The sequence below is a fragment of the Herbiconiux daphne genome (genome assembly GCF_024979295.1).
Classification (GTDB): Bacteria; Actinomycetota; Actinomycetes; order Actinomycetales; family Microbacteriaceae; genus Herbiconiux; species Herbiconiux daphnes.
Map to the genome: position 1 here is coordinate 1 of NZ_JANLCJ010000633.1, position 570 is coordinate 570.

The 570-nt window shown below is 61.9% G+C and carries 1 protein-coding gene; it reads left to right on the forward strand.

Translation table 11 applies throughout. From position 1 onward, the window contains the following. Nucleotides 1-97: 97 nt before the first annotated feature. On the forward strand, nucleotides 98-570 hold a 473-nt coding region (locus tag N1032_RS26865; protein WP_259543734.1), incomplete at its 3' end, for a C40 family peptidase.

Consider the following 570-nt stretch of genomic DNA (forward strand, 5'->3'; position numbering starts at 1 on the left):
ACAAATGCAGTCACCGGCGCTCAGGCTGCCGCCTGCGATACCCGCGCCCGCGAGTGCTGCCGATTTCGTGTTTCCCTGGCGCGCAAAAGGTGACGTGATGACTCCCGAGCTCGATTGTCTCAACTACGCCGCCGCACATCCTGACGTCGAGGTGTGCGGCCTTATCATCGACGACCAGCGTTTATTCCCCTGCCGCAACATTCACCCCGACCCCGCGAACCATTTCCGAATCGACGAGCTCGACTGGATTCTGGCCGAGGAACAAGGGCTGATCACCGCCATTTTCCACTCGCACGTCGGCGACCTGCCGGTTCTCTCCGCTGCTGACCGAGCTGCGCAGGTCGTGACCGAGCTGCCGTGGTGGCTGGCGCAGGGCGGCCAGCTCCGCAAATTCCGCAACGTGCCGCACCTGCTCGGGCGCAAGTTTGATCATGGGGTGATGGATTGCTTCACGCTATTCCGCGACGCCTACCACCTCGGGGGCGTCGAGATCCCGATGTTTGAGAGGACGAATGGCTGGTGGCTGCGCCATGAAAACCTCTACATCAAAAACCTCGCGCGCGTGGGTTT